This is a genomic window from Mesorhizobium sp. M1338, from assembly GCF_040318045.1.
Lineage (GTDB): Bacteria > Pseudomonadota > Alphaproteobacteria > Rhizobiales > Rhizobiaceae > Mesorhizobium.
Map to the genome: position 1 here is coordinate 1 of NZ_JAMYLL010000073.1, position 19,768 is coordinate 19,768.

Sequence of the window (19,768 nt, forward strand, 5' to 3'; positions counted from 1 at the left end):
CAACCCCCCCCCCGGGCGGCGGGGCCCGGGCAATCAACCCTATTGTCGGCCCGGGGGCGCCGCGGGTCCTCCCTTCTCACCACCGCCGTTTGAGCCGGACATCGCGCGAAAAGGCCCAGCCATGTTCAATCGCCCGAGACGCAGCCAGGGATAGACAGATGCCTCGACGCTCTTCCTTGCCGGTCACCTTCGTCGTCCCGACGCTCGTCATTCTTCTGGTCCTGTCGATGGTGCCGACGCTCTACGCGATCGTCATCGCCCTGCAGGACCGCGAGCTCTCCTCGACGGCCTATTCCTATGTCTGGTTCTCGAATTTCTATGACCTGTTTTTCGACCGCCGCTTTCTCAATGCCGTCTGGGTGTCGGTGAAGTGGGAGGTCGTCACCGTTGTCGCGACCATGACCGTGGCGATCGGACTGGGCGTGCTGATGTTCGAGGTCGCGTCGCCGCGCCTGCGCAACATCTATTGCCTGCTGTTCATCATCCCGGTCCTGTTGCCGCGTGTCTCGGCTGCTTTCGTCTGGAAGTTCGCCTACCATCCGCTCTACGGTATCGCCACCTACCCGTACAGGCTGCTGACCGGTGGGCTGATCTTCGACCCGCTGTCCAAGCCGGCGACGGCATTGTTCGCCGTCGCCTCGGTCGATGTCTGGCAATGGGGCCTGTTCTTCGCCGTCATCGTGCTGAAGCTGCTGGAGACCTTGCCGCCGCAGCCGATCGAGGCGGCACGGCTCGATCACGCCAGGCGCTGGCAGATCCACGCCTATGTGACCTTGCCGATGCAGAAGGCGCCGCTGATCAGCCTGATGTTCGTCAAGATGATCGAGTCGCTGCGCTCCTTCGACCTGATCTATGTGATGACCCGCGGCGGACCGGGCGTGGCGACCGAAACGCTCGACATGTACGCGTTCTCGCAAGGCTTCATTGAGTCCGGCAAGGTGTCCTATGCCTCGGCGATGGCCGTGCTGATGATGATCGCCACCGTCATCACCTTCACCATGCTGTGGAAGCGGGTGCAGGCATGAGACCACATCGCATGAGACCGGGCCGCCTTATCGGTAAGGCCGTGCTGGCCTTCGCCGGCTTCATGGCCGTGTTTCCGCTGCTGTGGACGGCCCTCAATTCGCTTAAAAACAATGTCGATATCATCACCCGCGTTCCGCGCGTGGTGTTCACGCCGACGCTGGCCAACATCAGCTACATCATCGGCCGCGACAGCGTCATGACCGGCCTCTACAACTCGGTGATCGCCTGCGGCGTCGCGGTGCTGGTCGGCGTGGTGCTTGGCCTGCCTGCCGCCTATTCGGTGGCGCGCTATCCCAACCGCTGGGCCGGCGACATCCAGTTCTTCGTGCTGTCGCTGCGCTTCCTGCCGCCGGTTGCGGTGGCCATCCCGCTGATGGTGATCTGGCTGCAGCTCGGCCTCTACGACACGCTCGCCGCGCTGATCGTCACCTATTCGCTGCTCACCATCTCGGTGATCATGTGGCTGGCCATTCCTGCCTTCCAGAGCGTGCCGAAGGAGGTCGAGGAAGCCGCCTTCGTCGACGGCTACGGCGCCTATTCGGTGTTCTGGCGGATCGCGCTGCCGGTCGCGGCGCGCTCGCTGATCGGTGCGGTGGCGTTTAGCTTCGTGCTGGTCTGGAACGAGTTCCTGATCGCGCTGATGCTATCCAGCTCCAATGCCAAGACCTTGCCGATCGTCGCCTCGGAACTGTCCCAGCAAGGCATGAACGTGCCGTGGGGCATCCTCAACGCCTCGGTCGTGCTTTTGTCGCTGCCGCCGCTTTTGTTTCTCGGCGTGCTCAGCGGCTTCCTGAATTCCGTTTTCCGGCAAAAAAAGACTTGAAGCGAGGACGAGACATGCGGGCTTTGGTGCTTGAGAAGAAGGGCGAGCTGGCCCTGCGCGAGATTGCGTTGCCGCTCGATGTCGGGCCGGACGACGTCAGGATCGCCATCCACACGGTCGGTGTCTGCGGCAGCGACGTGCACTACTACACCCATGGCGCCATCGGCAGCTACGTCGTGCGCGCGCCCATGGTGCTTGGCCACGAAGCGTCCGGAACGATCGTCGAAATTGGCGCCAATGTCAGGACGCTGAAGGTCGGGGATCGCGTCTGCATGGAACCGGGCGTGCCGAACCTGTCATCGCGGGCAACAAAACTCGGCATCTACAATGTCGACCCCGACGTAAGCTTCTGGGCGACGCCGCCGGTGCATGGCATTCTTGCGCCGCAAGCCGTCCATCCGGCCGCGTTCACCTACCGGCTGCCGGACAACGTCTCCTTCGCCGAAGGCGCGATGGTCGAGCCCTTTGCGATCGGCATGCAGGCGGCTTCCCGCGCGCGCATCGTTCCGGGCGACGTGGCGGTTGTCGTCGGCTGTGGCCCGATCGGCATCATGATCGCGCTGGCAGCCCTTGCCGGCGGCTGTTCGAAGGTGCTGATTTCCGACTTCTCCGCCCCCAAGCTCGAAATCGCGGCGCGCTATCCGGGCATCGTCCCGGTCAATATCGGCGAGCAATCGCTGGTCGATGCGGTGGCTGAGGCGACCGACCATTGGGGCGCCGATATCGTGTTCGAGGCCAGCGGCAGCCCGAAGGCGTTCGCCAATTTGTTCGAGGTCGTACGCCCTGGCGGCGCAGTGGTCCTCGTCGGGCTGCCGGTGGAACCGGTGGCGCTCAACGTGCCGGCGGCCATATCGAAGGAAGTGCGCATCGAGACGGTGTTCCGCTACGCCAACATCTTCGACCGTGCCTTGCAGCTCATCGCCTCGGGGAAGGTCGACCTCAATCCGCTGATCACCGGCACCTATCCTTTCGACGACAGCATCGAGGCCTTCGAGCGCGCGGCCGCGGCGCATCCGGAAGACGTCAAGCTGCAGATCCTGATTTCGAGCGAGAAGGACTGACCGAAACATGTCCGCGATTACCTGCTCCAATATCGAGAAATCCTATGGCGCCACGACCGTCATCCGCGACCTGAACCTCGCCATCGAGGAACACGAATTCGTCGTCTTCCTCGGCCCTTCCGGTTGCGGCAAGTCGACCTTGCTGCGCATGCTGGCGGGGCTGGAGGACATAAGCGGCGGCGAGGTCTCGATCGGTGGCAAGGTGGTCAACGACCTCGACCCTGGCGACCGCGGCATTGCCATGGTGTTCCAGAACTACGCGCTCTATCCGCACATGACGATCTTCGACAACATCGCCTTCGGCCTGAAGCGGCAGAAGGTGGCGAAGGCGGAAATCCAGCAGCGCGTCGAGGCGGTCTCGAAGACACTGGGGCTGGATCCCTATCTCGGCCGCAAGCCGGCCGAACTGTCCGGCGGCCAGCAGCAGCGCGTGGCGATTGCCCGCGCCATGATCAAGACGCCGAAGGTCTTCCTGTTCGACGAGCCACTGTCCAATCTGGATGCCAAGCTGCGCAACCACATGCGCATCGAGATCGCCCGGCTGCACCAGTCGCTGAAGACGACCACCGTCTACGTTACCCACGACCAGTTGGAGGCGATGACGCTCGCCGATCGCATCGTTCTTTTGCGCGACGGCCGGATCGAGCAGATCGGCTCACCGGCCGAAATTTACGAGCGGCCTGGCAATCTGTTCGTCGCAGGGTTCATCGGGACGCCGAACATGAATTTCATCGACGTAGCCTTGGGGCGCAAGGACAACCGCTGGACCCTGACGAGCGCCGGTGCGGTTTTTTCGATCGAAGGCTCGCGCTTCAATCTGCAAGGCGTTGAGCGTGCGGTGCTTGGTATCAGGCCTCCGGATCTGAAGACCGCCGGCGCTGATGCCGGCAACCTTCTCGAAGGCACGGCCGATCTCATCGAGTTTCATGGCAACGACGCGCTGGTGATCTTTGGCTCCGGCGGCAAGGAAATCAGCGCGCTGGTGCCGACCCGCGAATGCCCCGCCGTCAACAGCCATGTCCGCTATGCGGTCGACGAAACGAGCATTCACCTGTTCGATGCGAAGTCCGGCATGTCCCTGCTGAGACAGTAGTCCGACTTACCTACCGGATCGCGTCCAGCATCTGCCGCTGGCGGTGCATCTCAAGGAAAACCTTGTAATCGCGGTCGAAGCGCCCTGCTGATTTCGGGTTCGAGGCACGCGTCCTGCCGCCTTGCTGCATGGCCAAACAGGCCGCATTGAGGTCGGGGAACAGCCCGGCCGCGGTTGCCGCGACCATGCCGGTGCCGAGCAGCACCGCCTCGTCGGCCAGCGGCTCGATGACCGCGCAGCCGGTGGCGTCGGCATAGAGCTCCATCAACAGCGGATTCTTGGTATGGCCGCCGGTAACATGCAGCGTGTCGATCAGGTAGCCGTTCTCGTTCAGCGCCTCCAGCACGTGGCGCACGCCGAGCGCGATGCCGACGGCGGTGCGCCAGTAGAGCTTGCACAGGCTGTCGAAGGAGGAGTCCAGCGTCAGCCCGCTGACGACGCCGACGGCATGCGGATCGGCGAGCGGCGAACGGTTGCCGTGGAAGTCGGGCAGCACATGCAGCCTTGCGGCAATGTTTTCACCCTCGGTGGCGCGCAGCTCGGCGACGCGCCTGGCGATCTTTGCATGCATGGCGGCATCCGGCTCGCCGCCGGCTCCGTGCCAGCGAATGATGTGGTCGAGCAGGGCGCCGGTTGCCGACTGGCCGCCTTCCGACAGCCACAGCTTAGGCAGCGCCGCGCCGTAATACGGCCCCCAGACGCCGGCGAAGGGCTGCGGATCGGGCGACATCGCCATGACGCAGCTCGACGTGCCGGCAATCAGAGCTAGGTGCCGGCCGATATTCTGTTCGTCGCCGGCAAAGCCGCCGAGCACGCCAAGCGCGCCGGCATAGGCATCTATGACGCCGGCGCCGACCCGGCATTTTTCGCTCAGGCCAAGCTCCGCCGCCGCCTGCGCCGTCAGCTGGCCGATATCGCTGCCGACCGGGCTGGCCCTCTCGGGCAAATTGCCATGTTCGAAAAGATCGTCGAGGCCGATGAGCTCGAAGAAATCACGGCGCCAACCCATCTCCTCATGCGCCAGATAGGTCCATTTGGCGGTCAGCGTGCATTGCGAGCGGGCCACCGAGCCTGTCGCTTGCCAGGTCAGGAAATCGGTGAGGTCGAATAGATAGCCGGCTTCATTCCAGGTCTTGGGCAGGTTCCGCTTCAGCCACATCAGCTTCGGCGTCTCCATTTCCGGTGACATGACGCCGCCGACATAGTCGAGCACGGCATGGCCGCTTGCCGTGCATTCGTCGGCCTCGGCAATGGCCCGGTGGTCGAGCCAGACGATGGTGTCCCAGCGCCTGTCGCCGGTGGTCGAGACGCTCAGCTGGCCGCCTTGCCGATCTCGCACCACCAGCGAACAGGTGGCGTCGAAGGAAATACCGACGACATCCTCGGCGGCGACGCCGGCCTTTTCGCGGGCAGCGCGCACGGCGGCGCAGACCGCCGACCAGATATCGCGCGAATCATGCTCGGCGTGATCGGGCTTCGGCTGGTTCATGACGATCGGCCGTTCGGCGCGGCCGAGCAAGGTGCCACTGGCGTCGAGAATGCCCGCGCGAGCGCTCCCGGTGCCGACATCGACCGCGCAAACGAATTGTTTCGTCAAGATGCTCTAACTCTCGCTCCCAGGCCTGCAATCAGATCGGGCAATTGCAGCATGTCAGCGAATATAAAGTCCGGTTCACTCGACGCAAGCCGCGCTTTCAATGTCGGGTTGCCGGCATGCGAGCCGCCGGTGAAGGCAAACACGCGCATACCCGCCGCCCGCGCGGCGGTGATGCCGGCCGGGCTGTCCTCGACGACGAGGCATTTGCGAGGTTGCGCCCGCATGCTGGCGGCGGCATGCAGGAACAGGTCAGGCGCCGGTTTTCCCTTGGCCACCATGGCGGCGCTGAACAGATGCGGCTCCATCAGCCCAAGCAATCCCGTGACGTCGAGCGCGTAACGGATGCGGTCGAGCGTACCCGAGGACGCGACACAGAACGGCAGCCCAAGCTTGGGCAGCATCTCCTTGACGCCGGCGATCGGCTTCAGCTCCTCGCGGAATTTGCGCATCAATTCGACGCGCATCTCGGTCAGGTGGCTGTCGGTGACGTCAAGTCCGAAGTCGCGGCCGAGGATCTCGCGCACGCTCTTCATGCTCTTGCCGAGGAAATGCTCGTAGGCGGCATCCTCACTGACGTTGCCGCCGGCCAGCTTGATCACGCCGAGCAGCGCCGAGACGGAGAGTGCCTCGCTGTCGACCAGCACGCCATCGCAGTCGAAGATGACCAGTTCAGGCGTCATGACGTCGAATAGTCTCAGAGCTCGCCGGCGAGGTAGCGTGTCAGCGTCGCGCGCGCGCCATTCGACCACAGCACGTTGAGCGCATGGGCGAAGGTCTCGACGAACGCCGTCGCGCGGCCGACATCGCCATAGATGTCCTCCATGGCAAGCCAGGCGGCAGGCGCGTCCTTTGCCGCTTTTGCCGTCGTCCGCAACCGGTCCCAACTCGGGTCGTTGGGCTCGATGACGGCGCCGCTGTCCGTCGTGCCGAAGCAGTAACGGCACCAGAGCGCCGATTCCAGCGCCAGACCGGCAACGCTTTTCCCAGCCTTCAGGCGATCGGCGATTGTCGGGATGATGAATTTCGGCTGGCGGTTGGAGCCGTCGAGGCAGAGCCGGCGCACCGTGTCGCCGATCTTGGGATTGGAGAAGCGGCTCTCGATGAGCTGGTAATATTCTTCCAAAACCGTGTCCGGCACCGGCGGCACGGTCGGGATGATTTCGTTCCGTTCGAGCTTGGCCAGAAAACCGCTCACCAGCGGCTCCTGCATCGCCTCGTGGACGAAATGGATGTCCATCAGGCCGGCCGGATAGGCGATGGTCGCGTGACCGCCATTGAGGATGCGGATCTTCATCAGCTCGTAAGGGGCAACATCCCTCACGAACTGCACGCCGACCTTTTCCAGCGGCGGACGGCCATCGGTGAAATGGTCTTCCAGCACCCATTGCCGGAACGGCTCGCAGAACACCGGCCAGTTGTCCTCGAGGCCAAAATCCTTGGCCAGGATGCCGCGTTCGCGGTCCGTGGTGGCCGGCGTGATGCGATCGACCATGCCGTTCGGAAAGGCTACCTTTTCGCCGACCCAGTTCGCCAGATCCTCGTCGATCAGACGGGCCAGACCAATGACGCCGTCAGAGGTGACATGGCCATTGTGGGGAATGTTGTCGCAAGACATCACCGTGAACGGCACCGTCCCCTCGTCGCGGCGGCGCACCAGCCCGGCAAGGATGATACCGAACACCGTCTTCGGCGTGGCGCCTGGCTGGGCGTCGGCAACGATGTCGGGATGGGTCGGATTGAACACGCCCGAGGCCGGGTCGATGAAATAACCGCCTTCGGTGATCGTCAGCGAAACGATCTTGATCGCCGGGTCGGAAAGCCGTTCGATGATGCCGGCCGCGTCGCCCGGCATCAGGAAGTCGATCATGGCGCCGGTCACGCGGGCGCTCATATGGCCAGAGTCCTGCTCGACCACCGTGGTCAGCCAATCCTGCTCTTCCAGCTTGGAGCGGCCGATCTTCTCGCCCTCGAACACTCCGGCGCCGACCAGCGCCCAGTCATGGCCGATGCCCGAATTGAACAAATCGTCGAGATAGACGGCCTGGTGCGAGCGATGGAAATTGCCGACGCCGAAATGCACGATGCCGGCCTTGAGCGCCGAGCGGTCATACTTCGGACCGGCGACCTTGGCGGGCAGACTGGAGAGGTTTGAGGACGAGAGTTTTACGGTCATCTGTTTTACCCTTTGGCCGGGCTGCGGCCTTCGTTACTCCCTCTCCCCGTTTCTCGCGTGGAGAGGATAAGGGGGCGGCACGTCTTCCAAGGTCGATGCGCCCTCCGATGTCGGCCTCTGCTCCCCGCGGAGGTACGAGGAGCAGAGGCCGTCCCCGCCTCAACTCATCCACTGGCCGCCATCGACATTGTAGGTCTGGGCGACGATGTATTCGGCGTCGGCGCTGGCGAGAAAGACCGCCATGCCGGTGAGGTCCTGCGCCGTGCCCATGCGGCCATACGGCACTGCCTCGCCGACCAGTTTCTTCTTCTCGCCCTTCGGCCGGTTTTCATACTTGGCGAACAGCGCATCGACGTGATCCCAGTGCTCGCCATCGACGACGCCAGGGGCAATCGCGTTGACGTTGATGCGGTGCTTGATCAGGTCGAGCCCCGCCGATTGGGTCAGCGAGATGACGGCGGCCTTGGTGGCGCAATAGACACCGACCAGCGCCTCGCCGCGTCGACCGGCCTGGCTCGCCATGTTGATGATCCTGCCGCCCCGGCCAGCGGCGATCATCGAGCGGGCGGCCGCCTGCAGCATGAACAGCGTGCCGGCGACGTTGACCGAAAACAATCTGTCGTAGCTGGCCTTGGTGATCTCGACGATCGGTGCCAGGTCGAACAGCGCGGCGTTGTTGATCAATATATCGAGCCCGCCGGTCTTCGCCTCGACGGCTTTCACCGCCGCTTCGATTGAGGCGAGGTCGGTGACGTCGAGCTTGACCGCATAGGCCTTGCCGCCGATCTCGGCGGCCGTCTTCCGCGCAGCCTCCAGGTTGATGTCGGCAATGGCGACGGTGGCGCCTTCGCCGACATAGGCTTCGGCGAAAGCCCTGCCGATGCCGCGCGCCGAGCCCGTGATCAGCGCGGATTTGCCGGCCAGTCGCATGCTCAGATTGCCTTCCCGTCGGCGCCGAACCGATGCAGCTTGGCCTTGTCGGGTGTCAGGTAGATGGTGTCGCCGTGATGCACGGCCAGTTCGCCGTCGGCACGCACCGTCAGCGGCCCGACGCCATCAGCCTGGACGTGCAAGAACGTGTCGGAACCGAGATGTTCGGCAACGCCGACGGTGGCTTTCCAGTCGCCCGCCGTGGTCGAGATTTCCAGATGCTCGGGGCGGATGCCGATGGTCTTGGCGCTGTATTTGGCAGCCGGCGCGCCTTCGATCAGGTTCATCTTCGGCGAGCCGATGAAGCCGGCTACGAACAGGTTCTTCGGCGTCTTGTAGAGCTCCATCGGCGAGCCGACCTGCTCGATGTTGCCGGCGTTCAGCACGACGATCTTGTCGGCCATGGTCATGGCTTCAACCTGGTCGTGGGTGACATAGATCATGGTCGTCTTGAGCTGATGGTGCAGCTCGCTGATCTCCAGCCGCATCGTGCCGCGAAGTGCTGCATCGAGGTTGGACAGGGGTTCATCGAACAGGAACGCGGTCGGCTGACGCACGATGGCACGGCCGATGGCGACGCGCTGGCGCTGGCCGCCGGAAAGCTGGCCGGGCCGGCGTTCGAGGTAGTTGGTCAGGTTGAGCACGCGCGCCGCGTCTCCCACCTTCTTTTCGATGGTCGCCTTGTCTTCGCCGGCCATCTTCAGCGGGAAGCCGATGTTCTTGGCCACCGTCATGTGCGGATAGAGCGCGTAGGACTGGAACACCATGGCCAGCTTCCGCTTGGCCGGTGCCTCGCCGGTGACGTCGCGGCCGTCGATGTTGATGGAGCCGCCGCTGGTGTCTTCCAGGCCGGCGATCAGCCGCAGCAGCGTTGACTTGCCGCAACCGGACGGGCCGACGAAAACGACGAACTCGCCATTTTCGATCACCAGGTCGAGGCCGGGGATGATGGACGTCGCTCCGAAGGATTTGGAGACGTTCTTGAGCGTGATGTTTCCCATGGTTTCCTCCCCGAGGGGTTATTGTCCGGCGTCTGTTGCTTGCGGCGGTCTTACTTCACGGCGCCAAAGGTCAGGCCGCGCACCAGCTGCTTCTGGCTGAACCAACCCATGATCAGGATCGGCGCGATGGCCAGTGTCGAGGCCGCCGAAAGCTTGGCCCAGAACAGGCCTTGCGGGCTTGAGAACGAGCTGATGAAGGCGGTCAAGGGTGCTGCTTCCGTGGTCGTCAGCCGGATCGTCCAGAACGCCTCGTTCCAGGCCAGGATGATATTGAGCAGCATGGTCGAGGCGATGCCAGGCACAGCCATCGGTGTGAGTACATAAATGATCTCGTTCCACAGCGATGCGCCGTCCATGCGCGCCGCTTCCAGGATCTCGCCCGGGATTTCGCGGAAGTAGGTGTAGAGCATCCACACCACGATCGGCAGGTTGATCAGCATCAGCATGACCATCAGGCCGATGCGGCTGTCGAGCAGTCCCGTGTCGCGGAAGATCAGGTAGATCGGAAACAGCACGGCAACCGCGGGCATCATCTTCGTGGACAGCATCCACATCAGGATGTCCTTGGTTCGCTTGGTCGGCGAGAAGGCCATCGACCACGCGGCGGGTATGGCGACCAGCAGGGCCAGGATGGTAGAGCCTACCGAGAGCAGCACCGAGTTGAAGAAGAACTTGAAGTAGCCGTTCTGCGCCTGAACCTCGGAATAACTCTCGAACGTCCCCGATGGGATGATGCTGAAACCCTGGATGGCTTCCTGCTCCGACTTGAACGAGGTGATGATCGTATAGAGGATCGGGAAGAAGATCAGCAGCGCGACGATCCAGGCGGCAACTGTCGCGATCGTCTTGTGCCGGGTGGTGACTGAGCGTGCCATCGTATCCTCCCTTACTTGTCCAGGTTCTTGCCGACCGCGCGCATGGCGAAGAAGGCAACGATGTTGGCGAGAATGACGGCGATCACACCGCCGGCGGAGGCCTGGCCGATTTTGAACTCCAGCAGCGCCTTCTGGTAGACGAGGAAGGGCAGGTTGGTGGAGGCGTATCCCGGGCCGCCATTGGTGGTGACGAGGATCTCGGCATAGACGGAGAGGAGGAAGATCGTCTGGATCAGGATGACGACCGTGATGGCGCGCGACATGTGCGGCAGCGTCAGATAGATGAAGCGGCTGATGAAGCCGGCGCCGTCCATTTCGGCGGCTTCCTTCTGCTCACCGTCGAGCGACTGCAGCGCGGTCAAGAGAATGAGCGTCGCGAAGGGCAGCCATTGCCAGGCGACGATGATGATGATGGCCAGCATCGGATGCTGCCCGAACCAGTCGATCGGCTGAGCCCCGAAGAAGCGCGCTATGTCGGCGAACACTCCGTATTGCGGGTGCATGATCATGTTCTTCCAGACCAATGCGGCCACCGGCGGCATGACGAAGAACGGCGAGATGACGAGGATGCGCACGATCCCCTGGCCCCACATCGGCTGGTCGATCAGAAGCGCCAGCAGGATGCCGCCGATCACCGTGATCAGAAGCACGCTGACCACCAGGGTGAGCGTGTTGAGGATCGATTGTAGGAAGGCCGGGTTGGAATAGAACAACGCGTAGTTCGAGAAGCCGACGAAGCCGTCGCGGATCGGATTGAGCGGATTGTACTGCTGGAAGGAGAACCAGATGGTGATGACCAACGGCACGATCATCCAGACGAACAGCAGCACCACGGATGGCGCCATCATGAAACGGGCAAGCGAACGGGTCTGCTGAGTAGCCATGACGGTCACCCTTCACTGGTCAGGCTGAATTTTCAAAAGGCGTTAAAGGCGGCCGCCCGAACTGAGAACTCGGGCGGCCGTTGCCGGTCAAAAAGGCGACCGGCATTCGGCACCGGGAGGAGCCTTACTTGATGTATCCGCCTTCGGTCATTGTCGCGGTGGCAGCGTCCTGGGCCTGCTTCAGGGCGTCGTCGACGCTCGACTGGCCGGCAAGAGCCGCCGAGAAGAGCTGACCGACGGTGGTGCCAAGGCCCTGGAACTCCGGGATGGCGACGAACTGGACGCCGACATAGGGCACCGGCTTGACGGTGGGATGCGTCGGATCGGCCGCGTTGATGGAGTCGAGCGTCATCTTGGCGAACGGAGCCGCCTTCTGGTACTCGGCATTGGCATAGAGCGAGGAGCGCGTGCCCGGAGGAACGTTGGCCCAGCCCTCCTTCGAAGCGACCAGTTCGGCATAGTGCTTGCTGGTCGCCCAGGAGACGAACTTCTGGGCGGCATCAGCTTTCTGCGTGCCGGCTGGGATGGCCAGCGACCAGGCCCACAGCCAGTTGCCGCGCTTGCCCAGACCATTGTCGGGCGCCAGCGCATAGCCGACCTTGTCGGCGACCTGGGATGCCTTCGGGTCGGAGACGAAAGATGCGGCGACGGTGGCGTCGATCCACATGCCGCATTTGCCCTGCTGGAACAGCGCCAGGTTCTCGTTGAAGCCATTGGAGGACGCGCCCTCGGGGCCGTCGGCCTTCATCAGGTCGACATAGAACTGCAGCGTGTTCTTCCATTCGGGCTGGTCGAACTGGGGCTTCCAGTTCTCGTCGAACCAGCGTGCGCCGAAGGAGTTCGACATTGCTGTCAGGAACGCCATGTTCTCGCCCCAGCCGGCCTTGCCGCGCAGGCACACGCCGTTCACGCCATTGGCGCGGTCGGTCATCTTGTCGGCGGCCTGCTTGATGAAGTCCCAGGTCGGCGCATCGGGCATCTTCAGCCCGGCCTTGTCAATCAGGTCCTTGCGGTACATGACGAAGGAGCTTTCGCCGTAGAAGGGCGCGGCATAGAGCTTGCCGTCGACCGAAAGGCCGCCGGCGATGGCCGGGATGATGTCCTTGACGTCATAGTCGTCGCCGAGCTTGTCGAGCGGCAACAGCCAGTTCTGCTTGGCCCAGATCGGAACTTCATAGGTGCCGATGGTCATCACGTCATATTGTCCACCCTTGGTGGCGATGTCGGTGGTGACGCGCTCGCGCAGCACGTTCTCTTCAAGCGTAACCCAGTTGAGCTGGATGTCGGGGTTCGCCTTGGTGAAGTCATCGGTCAGCTTTTGCATGCGGACCATATCGCCATTGTTGACGGTGGCGATGGTGATGGATTCGGCGTGCGCGGCGAACGCGAGCGCGCTGGCCGACAACAAGCCCAGGGTGAGCGTGCGAAGTTTCATCAAATTCCTCCCTTGAACCAAGATGAGCATTTGCCTTGGCTTTGGGCAATTACTCACTTGGCGTTAAATATGTCAAGCCGGATTCGATGCTGCAGCGCAGCACTCGGCGCGGCTGATGGATGCGGGGCGGGGGGAAACTGCGAAGACAAACCGCACCCCGCCGGACCTCAGACGACCGGACAGAACGGCGTGCGGTATTGAATGCGGTTGCTGGAGGCCTGCCTGTCAGCAGGCGATCTCGGCCAGCAGCCAGTCGCGGAAGGCACGGATCTTCGGCACGTTGCGGCGTGCCTCCGGATAGACCAGCCAATAGGCATGACCGTCGTCGCCGACCAGGTCGAAGGGCTGGATCAGGCGGCCGTCCGCCAATTCCGCCTTGAACAGCGCCCTGGTCAGGATCGCCACGCCATGGCCGGCGATTGCCGCATTGGCCTCATAGGCCTGCGCACCCATGCTGCTGCCGGGTCGTCGGGCAAGATCGTGCGAGTGCACGCCGGCGGCCGAAAACCACTCGTCCCACCAGATGTCGCCAGGGTCGAGGATCGGCAGCCGCAAGAGATCGGCCGGTTCCTTGACGCCGCCGATGCTTGCCGCGAGCTTGGGGCTCAGCATCGGCGTGAAATCGGCATCGAACAGCTTGTGCACTTCGAGGCCCGGCCATTTGCCGGCGCCCGAGCGGATCGCGATGTCGGCTTCCTCGCGGGTAAAGTCCGTCAGGCGGCTCGACGTCTCAAGCCGGACGGCAAGCGCCGGATGGGCGATCTGGAACGACCCCAGCCGGTGCGCCAGCCAGTTCGAGGCGAAGGTCAGCACGGTGGTGACGCACAGCAACCCGTCGGCCCCGCCGCGCACCGCAGCATAGGCCTGGCCAAGAATGGCGAAGGCCTCGCCGACGGCGGGCGCCAGACGCTGCCCGGCCTCGGTCAATACGATCTGGCGCGGCCGGCGCAGGAACAGCGGCGCGCCGATGCGTTCCTCCAGCACCTTGATCTGATAGCTGACCGCCGCCTGCGTCATGGCGAGTTCACCGGCGGCCTTGGTGAAGGAAAGATGGCGCGCCACCGCGTCGAATACCCTGATCGCCTGCAGCGGCGGGAGTTGCGAAACCTGTCGCGAGCCGAGGTCCGGCATAAGGCCTCCTTATGGATCATGATCGACGTTCGATTGGCAAAGGCGGGCGGCAAGACCGACATTCATCGCCAACCCGTCATTCGGGTTCAGGATAGCGAAGGTTGACGATCATGACCATGGCGCAGCAAAAATGCACTCCCGCTCCGGATCACCGCTGGATTTCGTGGCTCGCGGACGGATTTGGCTGGTTCGCGTTAAAAAAGAAGGCACATCTCGACATCAGGGACCTGTCGCCGCATCTGCGGCGCGACCTCGGTTTCCTCGATGGCAACGACCCTTTCGGGCGGCACCGGTAGCGTGCCTGTTTTATTGCAAATCAGGCGACGTTGCCTCCGGTCAGATGCTGGCCAGCAGCGCGGCAGCGGTCCGTTCATCGGTGATGAGGCCGTTGATCAGCCGTCGGTTGGCGGCCGCCAGGATGCCCGGCAGCTTTCGTTCGCCCATGGCCAATGCGATGACCAGCGATTTTTCGCGCGACGGCAGTGAAGCCGATGACACACGGTCGTTGGTGATGCCCTCGATCATGCGGCCTTCGCGATCGAACACCCAGCCGACGATCTCGGCGATACCGCCGGCCTTCTGCAGCGCCTTCAACTCGCTTTCCGAGATGAAGCCGTCCACGTAGAGCGGCGCCTTGGGACCGAGGTCGCCAATGCCGATGAAGGTGACGTCGGCTTCGGCCGCCAGCGCCAGCGTCGGCTGGATCATCGGCTGGTTGAGCAGCATCTCGCGCTCCTCCGGCGAAGAGGCGATGACCGGCAGCGGCATCGGGAAGGATCGCGCCTTCACCCTGTCGGCCATGGTGAAGATGACGTTGTAGAAAGCGGCCGAGCCGTCAGGCGAGATGTTGCCCGTCAGCGACACCACCTTGTGCTGCGGGCATTCCATCGGCGGCAACTGCTCGATCGCCGCCTTCAGCGTGCGGCCGGTGCCGATCGCCATGACGATCGGCGTCGGAGACCGCAGCCGCCGCTCGATCTCGGCGGCAGCCGCCTCGGCGATGCCGATCGTGGTGGAGGATGAATTGGGATCGCTCGGCACCACTTCGACCAGATCGAGCGCGAAGCGGGATCTCAGCCGTGACGCGAGATCGAGGCAGTTGGCGATCGGATGGTCGACGCGTACCTTGATCAATCCCCCCGACACGGCCAGCGATACCAGCCGCTGCGCCGTCTGCCGCGAAATGCCGAGCGTGGCGGCGATCTGGTCCTGCGTGTTGCCGGCAACATAATAAAGCCAGCCGGCGCGCGCCGCGTCATCCAGCCTGTTGCTGCCACCATCCTGCCGGGTATTCACGTCCTGCCTCCCACGACCGCCGGTTTCAGAGCGGTCCACGCCTACTTTCGCAGGGAACGGCCTGCTGCGCAATTGTCAATCTCTAGGGCAATTGCTTGCCAATTGTCGGCGCAGACAGCCAGAATTTCCACTTCCGGCAATGCCGGCATCAGGCAAAGAAGCGCGGTTGCCGTCCCGACCGGCGGCACGTTCTTCGGTCCCGAAGGTTTATCTCCCGGCGCAAACGCTTTAATGGATCGCAAAAAGGAGCGCTGCATGACACCGAAAGCGGTTTTCTGGGATATGGACGGCACGCTGGTCGACAGCGAACCGCTGCACGAGGCCGCCCTGATGGCCGCGATGCGCAGTGTCGGCCTCATGCCGCCTGATAATCTGCATGAGCGCGTGCTCGGCGTCGCCGCCTGGCCGGTCTACGAGATGATGCGCGACGAGTTCGGCCTGGACTTGCCTTTCGATGACTGGATCGTGCGCAAATACGACCACTATCTGCCGCTGGTCGAAGGCTTGAAGCCGCGCCCCGGCGCGATCGAGATATTCACCGAACTGCGGGCAAAGGGCGTGGCGCAAGCGGTGGTGTCGAATTCGGACCGGATGATCGTCGACGCCAATCTGAGCATGGTCGGTCTCATCTACCCCGGCATGAAGACGGTCAGCCGCAACGATGTGCGCGAAGGCAAGCCGCATGCCGAACCGTTCCTGCGCGCCGCGTATCTGGCCGATGTCGACCCCGCGCACGCCGTCGCTATCGACGACAGCTGGCCGGGCGCCATGGCGGGGCTGGCGGCGGGCATGAAGACGATCTTCTGGCCGGAAAGGCCGATGGAAGGACCGCCCAGCGCCGTCGTCATCAACAGCGCCGAGGAATTGCGCGCCCAGTTGGGACTCTGAGCGCGCCCGCAGGCGCAGGCGTCGCCCCTCACGATCACAGCGTCTTTCTCCCCGTCACTATACTATGGCATTCACACATCTCTTTCCGCTCATGGACGGTAGGTCAAAAATGCCAGCATTTTCAACGCCTGCATCCTAGCGCCGCCAAGGGATCATGACGACATCGCCCTCACTTAAGTCTTTGATTTCACGTTTCTTTAGCCGCCGCAGAAAGATGTGTGAATCCGATAGGTCCCTATACGGGGAGAGGATGCCGGCAGGCAGGTGAGGGGCGGCATCAACGCCCGAAGGGGAGATGGTTCGAAACCTGAAGCGATTGCCCTGGCAGCCGGGGCCAGCCGGGCGCAAATCGCGCTGCGGATCACTGCTGCTCGGCGAACATCAGCCTGGTCTTGGTGTCGGCCATCGCAGGCGACAAACTCCGCTGGATCAGCGCTTCGACATGGTCGTTGCGCTGGCGGGCGCTGTCGGCGCCCATCACCACCACGATCAGGTTGCGGCCGTCGGCGTTGTAGGAGGTGACGATGTTGAAGCCCGAGGCCCTGATGTAGCCGGTCTTGATGCCGTCGACGCCGCGCACGCGGCCGAGCATGTCGTTGTGGCCACGCACCAGCCTGCCGCGGAACATGAAGTCGCTTTCGGAGAAATAGTGGAACTGCTGGGGAAACCGCCGATGCAGCGCCATGCCGAGCACGGCCATGTCGCGCGCGGTCGTCATCTGGCCACCGTCGGGCAGGCCGGACGCGTTGCGGAACAAGGTGCTGGTCATGCCGAGCTGGCGCGCCTTGGACGTCATCATGGCGGCGAATTGATCCTCCGAGCCGCCGAGATATTCGCCGACGGCGACCGCCACGTCGTTGGCCGATTTGACGACGATGGCGCGGATCGCGGAATCGACGTCGATGCTCTCGCCGCGCCGGAAGCGCATCTTGGTCGGCGGTTGCGAGGCGGCATGGTCCGAAACCGGGATCTGCGTTTCCTTGGTGAGGCGGCCGGCGTCCAGCGCCTCGAACAGCAGATACAGCGTCATCATCTTGGTCAGCGAGGCCGGATAGCGCTGCGCCGTCGAATTGACCTCGAACAGCTGCTTGCCGGTCCCGGCGTCGACGACGATGGCGGCGTATTTCTGCGGCGGCGCCGGTACCGCCAATACGGCGTCCGGCGGCGTCACGGTCGTGCAGCCGGCAAGCAGCAGCAACAGGCCAAGGACCGCAAAAACTCTCTGGATGAGCGGAAGGGGACGCAGGTGGGGCAAGGGCAAGTCTGTTCGGGTCAAGCTGTTGCTGAGATAAGGCGAAGCTAACGTAACGCGTCAGCTGCGTCCATTTGGTTAATGGCTGACAGTCCCAGGATTGTCGAGGCCTCGCAGGACTTGATTCCTCGCCCTCGCGGAGGGGGGAGAGGAACCCAGGCTTGCCATTCGCCCCGAAATGGCCTGTTTCCGGTGTCTTTCCTTGCCAAGACGGCGTTTCCCGTGGGAAGTCGTGGTATCTGGTGGCTTGGGGGCTTGGCATGACGAATATCGGGGCCGGGGCCGTAGCACCCTCGCTTATCAGGGCATCGCTCAGCCGCACCGGCAAATGGGCCGGCAGCGTCGCCTTTATCGGAGGTGCGGCTTCCGACATCCTCAATCCACTGGCGCCGTTCGCCGCCTATATCGCGCTGGTGGCCTCGGTCGCGGCCGTCATCATCGCCATTGCCATCGTGCTCAGGCTGGTGCTGGCGGCCAAGGCGCTGCCGGCCTTGATCTTCGCCACAAGTGCTGCCGCCGTCGCCGGCGGCGTCTATGGCCTGCAACAGCAAACCAACGCACAGAACGGGGTGATCGCCAGCCTGGTGCCGGCCATCGCCGGACTGCAGCAGTCGATGGGCATCGTTTCGGCCAAGGTGGCCAAGATCGAGCAGACGGTCACGCAGACGCAGAAGACGGTCGAAGCGGTCAAGCAGTCGACCGACACGGTGGTGAAGAAGACCGATGAGATCGCCTCCGCCCAGCAGCAGCAGACGCGGCAGACGGCGGAAGTGCAGAAGACCACCGATGAGGTGAAGAAGCAGACCGAGACGCTGCAGGCGACGACGCAGCAGATCGCCGCCTCGATCGACACCATCGCCAAGGGCTTTGCCGCCCTTGCCGCGCAAGGCGGGGCGATCGCCGAGCCGAAGCGGCCGGACGAGTTCTACCACAATGCCCGCGTCTACGAGCTCTCCGGCGACATGCTCAACGCGCGGCGCTCCTACCTCGCCTTTGCCGGTTTCGATGTCGACGCCATCGACCCCTACACGCGCTTTGCCACGCTGCTTCGGGTGCAGGACGGCAAGGCCGGCGCGCGCGAAGTGTTCGGCGCGCTTGCCGACAAGGGCAAGGCGCTGTCGATCAAGCTGGTGCATATCCAGCAGTTCGACGACGCCCAGCGCCCCGACAAGCTCAACGCCTTCATCGCGGCCCATGCGGATTTCGCGCCGGCTTATTTCCTGCTGGCGCAGGAGTTTTCGGAGGACCGCCTCGGCGCACAGACGCTGGCCGACAAGCGCAACGAGGCCAAGGCGCTGACCAAATTCGTATCCTACGAGAAGGATGGCGGGCTGCTCAAATATTTCGTCGACCAGACGCAGCTCGCCGACTGGCTGGACCGCAGCCGCAGCCGGCTGGCAGCACTTGGCGATGTGCTCGATCCCGCCCGCTTCGTGCCTTCGCTGACGCCGATGCGCTCGAACCAGGGCTGGTCGATGACCATCTCGCTGCCGGAGCCGGCGACCGCCATCTCGTGGCGCATGGGCGAGACCGGCCCGTTCACCGACACCGGTTTCCTGGCGATGAACGACCAGACGACCGGCAAGCCGATGGCCAATCCGAGCTTCGAGATGCCCGACAGCACCGTGGCCGGGATCATCGCGATCAAATATCTCGACATCAGGGGCCGCGAGACCGGCCCGTTCGACATCCGTTTCGACCCGGACACAGCGCTGCAGCAAGGCGACAAGCAGATCCTCGACCAGTTCTGGACCTCGTGGATCGCCTTCGACTCCGGCGGCAATCACGGCCTGGTCTATTTCACCCAGATGCTGTCCTACCGCTGCGCCATCAAGGAGGTGCATTACAGCCTGGACGGTGCCGCGCTCGACAAATCGCTCGAGATACCGCCTTGCGACAAGAAGGACCCCTACGCCATCCCTTACGACGCCAGGGGCTATTTCAAGGTCGCCGACAGCGTGACGTCGATGTCGGTGCAGGTCACCTACACCGACGGCACCAAGTCGCCGATGCGGGTGTACAAGCGGCGGTAGGATCTCCTTCACCCTCCCCTTGTGGGGAGGGTCGATCCGCGAAGCGGAGCGGGGTGGGGGTGCTCGTAGGCGCGGGGCGCGCCCCCCCCCCCCCCGCGCCCCCACCCGCCCCACCCACCCCCCCAACCCCCCCACCCCCGGGCGGAGCGCGGCCTCGCGCGGCGGGCCGGGGGGGGCCCCCCGGGCTCGTCGGCGCCCCCCACCCCGTCTAACGCTCACCGCTTCGCCCCCCCCGCGCGCCGCCCCTCCCCACACGGGGGAGGGTGAAGG

General features: G+C 63.8%; 18 protein-coding genes. 7 read left to right on the top strand and 11 right to left on the bottom strand.

What is annotated here, in order from left to right; genetic code table 11:
• The first annotated feature begins 158 nt into the window (after positions 1-158).
• The 4 genes from NKH19_RS31025 to NKH19_RS31040 are packed head-to-tail and all read left to right on the top strand — an operon-like array spanning position 159 to position 4,003.
• A complete protein-coding gene (locus tag NKH19_RS31025) occupies positions 159-1,025 on the top strand; it encodes a carbohydrate ABC transporter permease (RefSeq protein WP_352983553.1) in 867 nt (288 codons plus the stop codon).
• An 11-nt stretch (positions 1,026-1,036) separates the two neighbouring features.
• The gene (locus NKH19_RS31030; protein ID WP_352870062.1) at positions 1,037-1,849 is read left to right on the top strand and encodes a carbohydrate ABC transporter permease; all 813 of its coding nucleotides are present in this window, start codon (positions 1,037-1,039) and stop codon (positions 1,847-1,849) included.
• A 14-nt stretch (positions 1,850-1,863) separates the two neighbouring features.
• Positions 1,864-2,910, top strand: coding sequence for an NAD(P)-dependent alcohol dehydrogenase (locus NKH19_RS31035; RefSeq protein WP_352870061.1), 1,047 nt, complete (start codon positions 1,864-1,866; stop codon positions 2,908-2,910).
• A 7-nt stretch (positions 2,911-2,917) separates the two neighbouring features.
• The gene (locus NKH19_RS31040; RefSeq protein ID WP_352870060.1) at positions 2,918-4,003 is read left to right on the top strand and encodes an ABC transporter ATP-binding protein; all 1,086 of its coding nucleotides are present in this window, start codon (positions 2,918-2,920) and stop codon (positions 4,001-4,003) included.
• Between the two features lie 10 nt (positions 4,004-4,013).
• Here the strand turns inward: NKH19_RS31040 and NKH19_RS31045 are convergent, their stop codons facing one another.
• The 9 genes from NKH19_RS31045 to gcvA all read right to left on the bottom strand — a co-directional run bounded on the left by NKH19_RS31045 (position 4,014) and on the right by gcvA (position 14,029).
• Positions 4,014-5,600 (bottom strand): FGGY-family carbohydrate kinase, encoded by a 1,587-nt coding sequence (locus NKH19_RS31045; protein ID WP_352870059.1) that lies wholly within the window; start codon positions 5,598-5,600, stop codon positions 4,014-4,016.
• Complete coding sequence (locus NKH19_RS31050; RefSeq protein ID WP_352870058.1) at positions 5,597-6,280, bottom strand: HAD family hydrolase; 684 nt, start codon at positions 6,278-6,280, stop codon at positions 5,597-5,599. The genes NKH19_RS31045 and NKH19_RS31050 overlap by 4 nt, the downstream gene beginning before the upstream one ends.
• 14 nt (positions 6,281-6,294) lie before the next feature.
• Complete coding sequence (locus NKH19_RS31055) at positions 6,295-7,773, bottom strand: mannitol dehydrogenase family protein (protein ID WP_352870057.1); 1,479 nt, start codon at positions 7,771-7,773, stop codon at positions 6,295-6,297.
• Positions 7,774-7,932: 159 nt separating this feature from the next.
• Positions 7,933-8,703: an L-iditol 2-dehydrogenase gene (locus tag NKH19_RS31060; protein WP_352870056.1), complete on the bottom strand. Its 771-nt coding sequence runs from the start codon at positions 8,701-8,703 to the stop codon at positions 7,933-7,935.
• Positions 8,704-8,705: 2 nt separating this feature from the next.
• A complete protein-coding gene (locus tag NKH19_RS31065; protein ID WP_352870055.1) occupies positions 8,706-9,704 on the bottom strand; it encodes an ABC transporter ATP-binding protein in 999 nt (332 codons plus the stop codon).
• A 50-nt stretch (positions 9,705-9,754) separates the two neighbouring features.
• Entirely contained in the window at positions 9,755-10,579 is an 825-nt protein-coding gene (locus NKH19_RS31070; RefSeq protein WP_352870054.1) for a carbohydrate ABC transporter permease, read from the bottom strand.
• 11 nt (positions 10,580-10,590) lie between these two features.
• Entirely contained in the window at positions 10,591-11,463 is an 873-nt protein-coding gene (locus NKH19_RS31075; RefSeq protein ID WP_013528414.1) for a carbohydrate ABC transporter permease, read from the bottom strand.
• Between the two features lie 124 nt (positions 11,464-11,587).
• Complete coding sequence (locus NKH19_RS31080) at positions 11,588-12,898, bottom strand: ABC transporter substrate-binding protein (RefSeq protein ID WP_352870053.1); 1,311 nt, start codon at positions 12,896-12,898, stop codon at positions 11,588-11,590.
• A 225-nt stretch (positions 12,899-13,123) separates the two neighbouring features.
• Positions 13,124-14,029, bottom strand: coding sequence for a transcriptional regulator GcvA (gene gcvA, locus NKH19_RS31085; protein ID WP_352870052.1), 906 nt, complete (start codon positions 14,027-14,029; stop codon positions 13,124-13,126).
• 110 nt (positions 14,030-14,139) lie between these two features.
• Here gcvA and NKH19_RS31090 point away from each other — a divergent pair, with 110 nt between their 5' ends.
• The gene (locus NKH19_RS31090; RefSeq protein WP_352870133.1) at positions 14,140-14,325 is read left to right on the top strand and encodes a hypothetical protein; all 186 of its coding nucleotides are present in this window, start codon (positions 14,140-14,142) and stop codon (positions 14,323-14,325) included.
• 40 nt (positions 14,326-14,365) lie between these two features.
• On the opposite strand, the gene NKH19_RS31095 is transcribed toward NKH19_RS31090, so the two are convergent.
• Positions 14,366-15,325, bottom strand: coding sequence for a sugar-binding transcriptional regulator (locus NKH19_RS31095; RefSeq protein ID WP_352870051.1), 960 nt, complete (start codon positions 15,323-15,325; stop codon positions 14,366-14,368).
• Positions 15,326-15,580: 255 nt separating this feature from the next.
• Here NKH19_RS31095 and NKH19_RS31100 point away from each other — a divergent pair, with 255 nt between their 5' ends.
• A complete protein-coding gene (locus NKH19_RS31100; protein ID WP_352870050.1) occupies positions 15,581-16,213 on the top strand; it encodes an HAD family hydrolase in 633 nt (210 codons plus the stop codon).
• A gap of 361 nt (positions 16,214-16,574) precedes the next feature.
• On the opposite strand, the gene NKH19_RS31105 is transcribed toward NKH19_RS31100, so the two are convergent.
• Positions 16,575-17,468, bottom strand: a complete 894-nt coding sequence (locus NKH19_RS31105) for a D-alanyl-D-alanine carboxypeptidase family protein (protein WP_352870049.1) — start codon at positions 17,466-17,468, stop codon at positions 16,575-16,577.
• A gap of 257 nt (positions 17,469-17,725) precedes the next feature.
• Between NKH19_RS31105 and NKH19_RS31110 the strand changes: the two genes are divergently transcribed.
• Positions 17,726-19,498, top strand: a complete 1,773-nt coding sequence (locus NKH19_RS31110) for a methyl-accepting chemotaxis protein (protein WP_352870048.1) — start codon at positions 17,726-17,728, stop codon at positions 19,496-19,498.
• The last annotated feature ends 270 nt before the right edge of the window (positions 19,499-19,768 follow it).

Bases quoted from the DNA above. Each gene is read 5' to 3' on its own strand.
- NKH19_RS31025 (WP_352983553.1), top strand. From the start codon at position 159: ATGCCTCGACGCTCTTCCTTGCCGGTCACCTTCGTCGTCCCGACGCTC.
- NKH19_RS31030 (WP_352870062.1), top strand. From the start codon at position 1,037: ATGAGACCGGGCCGCCTTATCGGTAAGGCCGTGCTGGCCTTCGCCGGC.
- NKH19_RS31035 (WP_352870061.1), top strand. From the start codon at position 1,864: ATGCGGGCTTTGGTGCTTGAGAAGAAGGGCGAGCTGGCCCTGCGCGAG.
- NKH19_RS31040 (WP_352870060.1), top strand. From the start codon at position 2,918: ATGTCCGCGATTACCTGCTCCAATATCGAGAAATCCTATGGCGCCACG.
- NKH19_RS31050 (WP_352870058.1), bottom strand. From the start codon at position 6,280: ATGACGCCTGAACTGGTCATCTTCGACTGCGATGGCGTGCTGGTCGAC.
- NKH19_RS31055 (WP_352870057.1), bottom strand. From the start codon at position 7,773: ATGACCGTAAAACTCTCGTCCTCAAACCTCTCCAGTCTGCCCGCCAAG.
- NKH19_RS31060 (WP_352870056.1), bottom strand. From the start codon at position 8,703: ATGCGACTGGCCGGCAAATCCGCGCTGATCACGGGCTCGGCGCGCGGC.
- NKH19_RS31065 (WP_352870055.1), bottom strand. From the start codon at position 9,704: ATGGGAAACATCACGCTCAAGAACGTCTCCAAATCCTTCGGAGCGACG.
- NKH19_RS31070 (WP_352870054.1), bottom strand. From the start codon at position 10,579: ATGGCACGCTCAGTCACCACCCGGCACAAGACGATCGCGACAGTTGCC.
- NKH19_RS31075 (WP_013528414.1), bottom strand. From the start codon at position 11,463: ATGGCTACTCAGCAGACCCGTTCGCTTGCCCGTTTCATGATGGCGCCA.
- NKH19_RS31080 (WP_352870053.1), bottom strand. From the start codon at position 12,898: ATGAAACTTCGCACGCTCACCCTGGGCTTGTTGTCGGCCAGCGCGCTC.
- gcvA (WP_352870052.1), bottom strand. From the start codon at position 14,029: ATGCCGGACCTCGGCTCGCGACAGGTTTCGCAACTCCCGCCGCTGCAG.
- NKH19_RS31090 (WP_352870133.1), top strand. From the start codon at position 14,140: ATGACCATGGCGCAGCAAAAATGCACTCCCGCTCCGGATCACCGCTGG.
- NKH19_RS31100 (WP_352870050.1), top strand. From the start codon at position 15,581: ATGACACCGAAAGCGGTTTTCTGGGATATGGACGGCACGCTGGTCGAC.
- NKH19_RS31110 (WP_352870048.1), top strand. From the start codon at position 17,726: ATGACGAATATCGGGGCCGGGGCCGTAGCACCCTCGCTTATCAGGGCA.